At 34.7% G+C, this 10,624-nt stretch carries 9 protein-coding genes; 6 read left to right on the forward strand and 3 right to left on the reverse strand.

The window, feature by feature from the left end:
• Positions 1-93: 93 nt before the first annotated feature.
• Entirely contained in the window at positions 94-198 is a 105-nt protein-coding gene (gene petM / locus PN450_RS23630) for a cytochrome b6-f complex subunit PetM (protein WP_015078782.1), read from the reverse strand.
• Between the two features lie 374 nt (positions 199-572).
• On the opposite strand from petM, the gene pdxA reads away from it, so the two are divergent.
• The 6 genes from pdxA to PN450_RS23665 all read left to right on the forward strand — a co-directional run bounded on the left by pdxA (position 573) and on the right by PN450_RS23665 (position 8,652).
• Positions 573-1,628 carry a 4-hydroxythreonine-4-phosphate dehydrogenase PdxA gene (pdxA, locus tag PN450_RS23635; RefSeq protein WP_271837746.1) on the forward strand — a complete coding sequence of 352 codons (1,056 nt, stop codon included), beginning with the start codon at positions 573-575 and terminating at the stop codon, positions 1,626-1,628.
• A gap of 236 nt (positions 1,629-1,864) precedes the next feature.
• Positions 1,865-2,944 carry a caspase family protein gene (locus PN450_RS23640; protein ID WP_168650581.1) on the forward strand — a complete coding sequence of 360 codons (1,080 nt, stop codon included), beginning with the start codon at positions 1,865-1,867 and terminating at the stop codon, positions 2,942-2,944.
• A 36-nt stretch (positions 2,945-2,980) separates the two neighbouring features.
• Positions 2,981-4,936 carry a hypothetical protein gene (locus PN450_RS23645; protein ID WP_271837747.1) on the forward strand — a complete coding sequence of 652 codons (1,956 nt, stop codon included), beginning with the start codon at positions 2,981-2,983 and terminating at the stop codon, positions 4,934-4,936.
• Between the two features lie 22 nt (positions 4,937-4,958).
• Positions 4,959-7,313, forward strand: coding sequence for a hypothetical protein (locus PN450_RS23650; protein WP_271837748.1), 2,355 nt, complete (start codon positions 4,959-4,961; stop codon positions 7,311-7,313).
• Positions 7,314-7,420: 107 nt separating this feature from the next.
• Complete coding sequence (locus PN450_RS23655; protein WP_168650575.1) at positions 7,421-8,287, forward strand: hypothetical protein; 867 nt, start codon at positions 7,421-7,423, stop codon at positions 8,285-8,287.
• A gap of 68 nt (positions 8,288-8,355) precedes the next feature.
• The gene (locus PN450_RS23665) at positions 8,356-8,652 is read left to right on the forward strand and encodes a helix-turn-helix domain-containing transcriptional regulator (RefSeq protein ID WP_148763284.1); all 297 of its coding nucleotides are present in this window, start codon (positions 8,356-8,358) and stop codon (positions 8,650-8,652) included.
• A 10-nt stretch (positions 8,653-8,662) separates the two neighbouring features.
• Here the strand turns inward: PN450_RS23665 and PN450_RS23670 are convergent, their stop codons facing one another.
• Together PN450_RS23670 and PN450_RS23675 are read right to left on the reverse strand one after the other, a co-directional pair.
• Positions 8,663-9,538, reverse strand: coding sequence for an endonuclease/exonuclease/phosphatase family protein (locus PN450_RS23670; protein WP_271837749.1), 876 nt, complete (start codon positions 9,536-9,538; stop codon positions 8,663-8,665).
• 152 nt (positions 9,539-9,690) lie between these two features.
• Positions 9,691-10,407, reverse strand: a complete 717-nt coding sequence (locus PN450_RS23675) for a response regulator transcription factor (RefSeq protein WP_148763286.1) — start codon at positions 10,405-10,407, stop codon at positions 9,691-9,693.
• Between the last annotated feature and the right edge of the window lie 217 nt (positions 10,408-10,624).

The raw sequence follows: 10,624 nt of genomic DNA on the forward strand, positions 1-10,624 counted from the left end.
AAGAAGGAAGAAGGAAGAACTTTCTCCCCTACTCCCCCTACTTCCCCTACTCCCCCTACTTCCCCTACTTCCCCTACTCCCCCTACTTCCCCTCTACTCTTCTGCGCCTTGAATTTTGAGTAACAAAGCGCCAATTGCCCAACCTACGAAGATTAGACCGAAAGATAGCATCGCTGCATTTAACATTTCGCCGCCCATTTGCTGTAATGCTCCTTTGTGGATTGTTGATTTATGTTTCCTGTTTTTCAGACTGCTGAATTTGATTTGAAGACTCAAATCTCATTTTCAACTTTCAGGATTCAGTTAAACTAGGTCTATCAGAACAATACCTTGTCCAAATCGAAAAAAGTCTTGATTTGTAGGTTGGGTTGAGGTACGTTCACGAAGTGTGGCGAAGCCATAACCCAACAAATGCGTCGGGTTGCGCTGTCGCTTAACCCGACCTACAAAAAATGGACAAGGTATTGTCAGAATTATTAGTATTAGACCTCTATAAATAATTCTAAACCAATTTAGGGATGATAATTGGGAATAGACGGAGATGGGCTGGGTTTCCCCGCCCCTACAATATAATGACTAATGAAGATAAACGGACACGGTTGGTGCTGACCCTGGGAGATCCTGCGGGTATTGGTTCTGAGGTGATTTTGAAGGCTTTGGCAGATCCTCAAGTTACTCAAAATTGTGATGTGATGGTGGTAGGGAATAGAACTTTATTAACAAAAAGTTATGAAAATATCAGTAAAAATATTGATAATTCTCTAGCTTTGGCTAATCCGGTTGATTTGTCTATAGTTGATGTCCCTATTGCTGGTGAAATTATCACAGGTGTGGGAAATGCAGCTAGTGGGGCAGCGAGTTTTGCTTATATGGAATATGCCATATCTCAAACTTTGGCAGGTGAGTTTGATGGAATTGTCACCGGACCTATCGCTAAATCTGCTTGGAAAGCCGCTGGTTACAACTATCCGGGACAAACGGAACTTTTAGCCGAAAAGGCTGGTGTTGAGCGGTTTGGGATGTTGTTTGTGGGGCGATCGCCTTTTACCGGTTGGATACTCCGCGCTCTACTGGCTACCACCCATATTCCTTTATCTCAAGTAGCTGCGACTTTAACACCGCAGTTGTTGACAAAGAAATTAGATTTATTGGTGGAGTGTTTAGAAAATGATTTTGGGATTAAACATGGCAGAATTGCGATCGCTGGGTTAAATCCCCACAGTGGAGAAATGGGACAACTGGGAACAGAAGAAATAGATTGGTTAATTCCCTGGTTGGAATCAGAACGCCAAAAACGCCCGCATTTACAGCTAGAAGGACCCATTCCCCCAGATACAATGTGGGTGAAACCGGGTATTGCTTGGTATGGTAATTCTCAAGTTAAAAATCCCGCTGATGCTTACTTGGCACTTTATCACGACCAAGGTTTAATTCCCGTGAAGTTGATGGCTTTTGATCGGGCTGTAAATACTACCATTGGTTTACCATTTGTGCGGACTTCACCAGATCATGGAACGGCGTTTGATATTGCGGGAAAAGGGATTGCTGACGCGACAAGTATGAAAGCAGCGATTAATTTGGCGGTAGAGTTGGTGAAGCAGAGGTTAGGAGAAAATAATGGTTATTGATTGATTTTTTTACGGTTTCCCGAAAATTTATCTTAAAATACCTGAGTCTCTTTCAGTATCAGCCGTTCGTCTATCTATTGTCCACAATTATGCTCTTTTTGTTACGAAATATTTAAAAATACATAAAATAATATTTTGATTGATTGAAACTATATTATACTAAAAACCATATTCTGGTAATCCAGTACATTCGTGATTTAGCTTGAAAAAGCTAGTCCTGAGACTCTAATTTTTATATGAATAGTATAAATTTTTCAAACGGTTACGCTCTCATCATTGGTGTCGGGTTTGACTTACCAGTTACAGTTAAGGATGCAACAGCTTTACATGATGTGCTGGTTGATCCAGGTTGTGCCGCATATCCAAAGCATCAAGTTGAAATATTGATAGAAGCTGAAGCAAATCGGGCAGAAATTATTGTAGCCTTTGATCGATTAATTGAAAACGTTAACCGAAACCCTAATGCTACGGTAATTGTTTACTTCTCCGGTCATGGTGGCCAAATCAAACAGCTAAATGGAAAATCTGAGTATTTCTTGCTAACGCACGATTATGTCAGTGGACAGTCCAATCAAGGTATCTCTGGAGATGAGTTCACTCAGAAGATTCAAGCAATTAACTCTCGTAAACTGGTTGTCCTACTAGATTGCTGTCATGCAGCAGGTATGCCCGCAATCAAAGACCTAGAAGATAAATTTATCAAATCACCAGTACCGCCCAGTTTATTACAAGCTCTTGATACTGGTAGAGGTCGTGTGGTTATCGCTTCTTCTCGTGAAGATGAGAAGTCTTATACAGGTGATCCCTACAGTATCTTTACAAACTGTCTACTAGAAGCCTTAGCAGGTAAGGCAACAAGAAATCAAGATGGTTTTGCACGCATACTTGATATAGTCACATACTTGATTGAACAAGTACCCCTAAAAACATCAGACTCTTCAAAATATCGTTCAGGTCAGCAACATCCATTTGTCAATAATATCAGTAATTTAGATGAAAACTTTGCCCTTTGTTATTACGCTGGGGGAAGTAAGGATGTACCTAGTGCAATTTTCATAGCCACATTACCTAAAATATCCTCGTTTAAACAACAAAAGGAATTGGAGCGTCTAAAACAAGATTATGAAAATCTTGAGAAAGAACGTTATCAATTGTCTAACAAATTAGAGCGGTTAAAGAGCGATCTAAATTCTGAATCAGACTCTGCACATAAAATAAAGCTTGAAAGAATTATTAACCAAGATCAAAATAAACTAGATAAACTTGACCAAGAACTAAGACAAATGGAAGAAAAAATAGAATTACTTGACATATAACTTAATTATACATGGATAATTCAAAGGCGAATAATTATGTCTATTCAACACTATCAATCATTGTCTTTATTTAAAGAGAAAGAACTAAAACAGGTTAATGAAGATTGTGAAAGTCTTTATAAAGAGCGTGATACTTTATCAGAAAAAATAGCAAGATTAAGAGATGATTTAAATCATGAATCAGATTCAAGTAATAGAATCAAGCTTGAGAGAGATATAAAAAGAGATGAAGATCGAAAATATGAAATTGGTACTGAGCTTAAAAAATTAGTAGCTGAAATAGAGGATCTCAAACAAGAAATTAATAACAAGCAAGACTCAGAAACAACTGAAGCAACCGATTCGAGATATTCTCAGCAAAATAGTAAGACTTCTTCAGGAAATGATAAAGAACAAACAACAAAAAATAGTCCACAGTTTAATGAGCTTCTTGAGATACATAAAAAGTCCAAAAATAATTCTGATAAATCAGAATTAGAAAATATTCATAGTACACCTGAAGAAATACAAGGTAAGTCATTATTCAAGAATGATGAACCAATTAAAAATACTGTTCTATATACAGCAACTTTTTTTCCTCAACTAAGTCCTCATGAATTTGAGATAGTTGTTTCATTTCTATTAGAAGATCAACCACCAATAATTGTCACCGATTCTTCACAAATACTAACAAATACCAATGAAATTAAAACCATTGAAACCAAAGTACAAAAGTCTCTTATTGAGATTTGGAAAGACAGTCTTAACCAACCTGACAATAATTTTTTGAATAAATGCTACTTGACAGCAGTACGCTTAGAAGATAGTTCACAAGTTATTGATTTTTCTTTACCTTATTTGAGACAGGAATTAAAAGACTATTTAGAGAAACAACCTATATATGTAGGAAACCAATTTAAACGAGTTCAACTTCTGCTTTTTTCTCCTTCAGCAAAAATTGCTAGTAGTGTTATAGAATTGACTGTGCAAATGGCAATTTCTCATCCACAAATTTACAGAGATAATTGGCTGTTAGCAATTATTTTAGAATTTACAGAAGAAGCTAATTTGGAGATTGATGCAACCATAGATATAGAAGAAAATATCCAAAACTTACTAGCAGAACTTGAAGCAGAACAAAGAAGAGAAATTGTTTTTGCACGCATATCATTTCTGATATATGAAATGCTAAAACACCCACAATTAAAAGAAGCAACCGACAAATTTATTGAACGATTAATTTTAGCACAGCGTTATGATGCTGTTATAGCAATAATTAAACATTTATACGATGTACCAGAATTTAATAGACTTTATTGGGTGAAACAATTACTAGATAGAGGAAATAGACAAACAAGATCCGATGCCTACAAACTTATCTACAACTGGTTAAAACAGAGTGGTTCTCAAATTTATAATTTTCTAGAGTCTATTAAAACATGGCTACCTGATTCAAATCGTTCTTCAGATAACTATTCCTACGCAAATGAATATGCCTTACAATTACTTATTGAATATTGTCTAGAAACAACAGAAAAATTTGATGAAAAATACTATGGTTACTGGCCATCCAAATATCAATTATTGACATATTTACAGGATAGCGAAGTTGATCACAAGTTAGGCATATTAATTAGTTGGTTATTTCATCCAGATGATCAGGGAGGACTTGCGCTCAAACATCTCGTTGATAAAAATATTGACCCTATACAAATAATTGCTGGATTAATAGCAGAATGGTTTACCATTTTATATGGTTTAGAGAAAAAAGAACCAAATTCAGAAGCTTATTCACTAGGGAATAAAATACTGCAACAAGTAATTTTGGTCACGAACCTTTCTCAACAAAAAGATTTGATTCAGGCTTGGTTTCAGATTACAGATGATTTGTTAACAGCCTCAGAATATTATCGCCAAGCGAATAATTCAAAACAGATGAAACAACTTATCCAAAAACGGACTTTAGTTAAACAACTGAAAAAAGATTTCAAATTTCTGCAAATAAACAACTGACTAAAAACATAAGGAGATAACAATGAATTCAGTAAATTCCCTAGATAAAGTGATTCGCAAAGTTGATGGAAATACTAAAGTCAACGCTGGCGTAACAGAAAAAATAATAGTTCTTGATAAACAAACTGGAGATATTGTTCCAGTTTGGAAACGTTTAATTGGAGGCAATTTTTTATATTATTTTGTTGCTAACAATAAGGATACTTCTAATTTTGTTGAATCCAAAGGTTTGATTTGCAAAATAAAAGATTTTATAAATGATCGTGAGGTTGCCATATCAGTAAATTTTCGAGCTAGTTGTAGTGTTGGGAATGAAGAAAAATTAGCTAAGGCTCTGCTTGGCAATAATCATCCTGGTGAACAACTTGCTGAAAAAATACAAATATTTTTTGATGAATTTAGCCGTAAAAAAGCTACTGATTTTATAGAATCGTACTCTATTAATCAATTAAGAGAATTACAAAATAGGGTTGAAAAACAAGTTATAGATCAAATAGGTTTAAATTTTGAATTGAGATTAGCTCTAGCTTATGAAGAAAAGATTAAACCTTTTTCTACAGGAATTATTGAATTTCCGGTACACGTTAGTGATTGTAATGATGAATTAAACTTACAACTAAAAATTGAATTAGTTGTAGATGAACAAAATAAAGTCAAAGCACTAGCTAATTTAGGTCATGAAATACTATTAGTCAATTTGATTGAACAGGAGATTAAAAAATATTTATTTGAAAAGACTACCCTTCATAAATTTTGCTTTCACCTCAAAGATACTCTTCGCAATGACATAGTTAACTATTTGAATAGAAACTCACTTTTGAGTCAAAAGGGTCGTAAAGTCAGCTTTTTATCTCTCAATAGTAATACAATTCCTGTACTTCCAGATGAAATTGTCGAAATTCAATATGATGTGGAGTGTAAGTATGAAGGATATCCAGAACCAAAGCCAATATTAGTAAGAAATACAGTACAAATGTTTTTAGAAGATGTTGGCAAGTACAGGTTAGCAGAAGTAAATGATTTAACAACATGGGTTAAGGGCAAGTTAGAAAAAATTGTTAAGCCTTCCCTAATTTACAAAGAATATATTGATATTCTCCTGGATTTTGAGCCAATAGCTTTACAAATTAAACAAGATATGGAAAAAGAGGTAAAGATTATTGGCTATAATATAAAGCAAATTGTTTCTAGACCAAACTTAAAACTACTAGAAATAATCAAAAGTTTTTATCTAGAGATTGAAGAAGAAATATTTGCTACCAAAGATGCTAACGTCAAAGTGAAATTAAATATTTTGGTAAGCGGAAAGATTGAAGAACCAAGGAAGATAAAAGATTACCTTAACCCAGATAGCGATATTGAAGGTTTAATGAAACGAACTATTTCTCATGCTGTAAGAGATGTTTTAAATAGTATTGAACCAGAGCGATATTATCTGCGTTTCGGTTTTCCTGCGGTGGATGAAATCACTGGAAAAGCAATAGAAAAATCAGTTGAACAAGAACTAACAGATAAAATCAAAGAAGGATTGGAAAAAGATTTCTATGCAAAACTCAGCACTGTCATTTCTAAACCTCTGAATACAGAAATTACTGAAAAATATCAAGAATTATATAGACAAATAGGTAAATTTGAGTTTGAAGTACCTTCTCTCAAAAGTGACGAGCCACCGGTTCAATTTCAAGGAGATTTTCAAATTGATGGTGTTGAAAAAGATAGTTGGTATATATTCCAATCTCGTTTACCAAGCATAAACGATATCAAGCAGTCTATCGCAACCAGCCTCAAAGCAAAATTAAATACATTCGATGATGAAATTCTTCAGTATAGAGATACTGAAAATTTATTAATATTAGAAAATTTCATCAATGAATGGATAAATCGTCCCTTGTCTAGAGGTAGTATTGCTAATCAATTTGGGTTAAAAATCAGTATAGGTAATCTATCTCGATCTCGTACTGCCATAGAAGAAGATCGATCTAAAATTAATCAGGGATTACAGACTGTGGAATTAAAAGGTGTACAAGCAAATTTAATTGCAAGAAATCAGCAAATTGATACGCAAATTCAAATCAATGCTGAAAAGCAAAAAGCTAAATCATTAGAACTTTCTAAACTTTATGATGAACGTTCTCGACTTTTAATTTCAGGAGATGAAGAAGATATTGAAGAGTTAAATCGAAAAATTAGTGATTTAGAAAAAGATGTTTTATCTCCTTCTGTGGACGATGCTAAAGACAAATTTGAAAAATTAAAACCGAAGAAATCAACATCTAAGAGTTTGAGTGAAATCACAGAACAAATGAACAAATTAACTAGTAAAAATAACCCAGTTATTAATCCTGCAAGTGATATAGATGTTCCAAAAAAGGATTAACCGTAAAATTTTCTATTGCTGATTGAGCCAAAATTACCAGCCCTTTCTCTTTCATGATTGGTAGCTATTCAGCTACTAATCATTTTCTATAAAAATAGCAAATATTTATGGAAAAAATTATTAGAGTCACATTTCAAAAACATGATGTTACTGACAATCGTACTGAGAATATTTCATTAGATATAAAGTTAGATGACTTTCACAAAGCAGTACAACTATTATTACGTTTTCCCTTTGGATTGCCATCTGTACTTGTTCTAAATAGAACTAAACAAGAACTAGATAATTATGGGACTTTGAAGGATGCTGACATTCAAGACAATGACAAGATAATATTATACCCTTTACCTATTTGGAACAAAGAGAAGCATAATTTTGTACCTCCTCGTACTGAACCAAAACCACAACCCCTTGAAACACCAACTGTTACAATTAGTGATAAACAGGAAACACAACAAAATACTACTATAAGAATAGAAAACAATACAGGACAAGTTTCACCTAAAGTTAAAAAAGGCGTAAATATTAATTTAATTTTAAGCATTATAGGATTAACTGTAATTGGCAGTTTTTTTATTTCTATTTATCCTAAGTTATTAGTGAAATTTGAATATGTAAATAACTCTCTCATAAACTCACCTGAAAAATTTATCCAAGATAATTATTCAGCTATTAATAATGATGAATTTAAAGTTGCTTGGAGTAATTTATCTCCTATATTTCAAAATAAATCAGTAGGTGGTTATGGTAAATATTTAGATTGGTGGGAAAAAAAAGTAGACCGAGTAAATGTTAATCAAATTAGATTGGTATCTAAAGATGATAAATCTGCTGTAGTTGAAGTGAAATTACAATATTTTATGAAAAAGACTCAAAAATTATCTGATCCAGAGTCTCTTCGTTTATGGTTAATATGGGATCATAAAAATAGTAAATGGATGATTGATAAGTCCCAGCGTTTGATGTGGTGGTGATAAAAGCACTCAAGTCCAAGATATTCTTAAAGCTAAAGAATATTGGGAAGATTATCGGAGTCGAAACAATGCCTAGAAGTACAAGTTATCACGCCAAACTAATTAAATACTTACAAGATCCTCTAGAAGCCGCAGCTTATATTGAGGTAGTTATAGAAGAAGGTGATCCTATTATGTTAAATAAAGCACTCAAAAATGTGATTGAGGCTCAGGGTGGAATTGATAATTTTTCCGTAGCAGTACAGCAATCCTACGATAAATTTGCCCAAATTCTTGCTGAAAAAGGAGAAATTGAATTTTATTCTTTGACTAATGTACTTGATGCTTTAGGATTGCAGTTAGCCGTAACCGTGAAGTCAGCTTGAATTATGCAAATTAGAAAACTGTTAATTTCACAATCACTGGAAAATGGTCAGAAGGCCACACGCCTTCCCACTGTTCACGGTCAATAATAACTTGTTCTGTCTGAAAAGCGCAGCTATCGCAATATATAGTATCAATAGCATCCCAGGCTTTACCCGTAAAATCGTGAAAAGTTTTCTGTTTTTCTAGAGGAAGAGTAGCTAAAGGATCTTGTAATTTTTTACCATTTCTTAGAGGGGATAGGAAAATTTGCCGTTCTGGAGTACGAGGATTGGCGTTAAAATCTCCCGTTAGCAGTAAGTAGTTTTCCGGTGGAAACTCAGCCAAACGTTGACTAATTAGGACTGCACTTAACTCCCTAGATTTGGCATTTTCGTGATCTAAATGGGTATTTAATATAGTCAAGGAAAAACCAAGATGACTAACTTCAAAATTAGCCCAAGTGGCCATCCGTGGTAAACGAGTTCCCCAAGTAATACTACCAGGAATTTCTGGAGTATCACTGAGGTAAAAATCTTGTGTTTCTTGAAGTTTAAAGGATTGGGGATTATAAAAAATTGCACAATGTTCACCGCTTCCTGTACCAGTGCGATCGCCCCCAATAATGTTATATTCCGGTAAGAGTGCTTGTAAATCTGCCAGTTGATCAGATTTACCCTCCTGTGTACCCAATAAATCCGGTTTGTAGTGTTGAATTAAAGAAGCAATCGCCCCTACACGCTTTTTCCACTGACGTACCCCAGGATCTGGTTTGTCATAGCGGAGATTAAAAGTCATCACAGTAATTTGCATAGATATTTTTAAACTGATAGTTTGGACAAAACCAGAGAAGATGAGAAATACTCTGAGAATATCCTGTAAAAGAGAAAAACTAAAGATTTTATCCAAGCCCTAAGTAGATACAATTCCCCGACTGACTTTAGCTCCAATATCTACCAATTAATCACCTTAATCATCTAATCAAGCCTCAATATCATCACCGAACTAATTAGTAGATTTGACCAAATTGTTCAGTTATCCAACAACCCTTTTTTCAAAATTTAACTTGCGGTGTTGTCTGGTGGATCAAACTTATAACCATAACCCCGTACCGTTTTAATATACTCCGGCATACTAGAATCAACTTCCATTTTCTTCCTAAGTTGGCCAATATGCACATCAACAACCCGTCCATCTCCCACATAATCACAACCCCAAATCTTTTGGATCAGTTGGGTACGACTCCATGCTTGTCCAGGGTGGGTAGCTAGAAAATGTAAGATATTAAACTCCAAAGCAGTTAAAGCTAAAGCTTTATTATTGAGTGTTACCTCTCGCGCCTCTGGGTTAATAGCTAACTGATTGAAAGTGAGGCGTTGTGACACACTGGACTGGATATAGCGAACACGTCTTAATAGGGCTTCTACCCTAACTTCTACCTCAGCTAGACTAAATGGTTTGGTTAAAAAATCATCAGCACCAGCAGCCAAGACTTTAATTTTATCAGCTTCATCATTGCGACTGGTAAGCATCATGACTAACACATTGGTACGACTTTGCATTTCTTGGCAAAGTTTATAGCCATTTGCATCTGGCAAGTTCCAGTCGAGAATCACTAAAGCGGGATTAAACTGCTCAAATAAGACAAGAGCGGTTTTACCATCTGCTGCTGATTCTATTTGATATTTCCGACTCAAAAAACGCTGAATCAGGTTACGGACACTAGAATCGTCATCTACAATCAGAATCTTGGAATTATTTGTGGAAAGCGTATCCATAATGGAATTTATGATTGTTTTGGCAATTTGCTGTGATGATAGATGCTGCAAAAGTAGTATTTTTGAAAGTAAATTTACCGTTCTATAAAACTTACCCAAAATTACCAAAGTCTAGACACATCTGGACAGCGATAACCTTAGTGTTTACTTCCTGCTTCATCACGGTCTTAGAATGGCTTCTAAGAGGTTTTTCCGCTCCACAGGCAATCTCGGTAGA

This window comes from Dolichospermum lemmermannii CS-548 (genome assembly GCF_028330815.1).
GTDB classification, from domain to species: Bacteria; Cyanobacteriota; Cyanobacteriia; order Cyanobacteriales; family Nostocaceae; genus Dolichospermum; species Dolichospermum lemmermannii.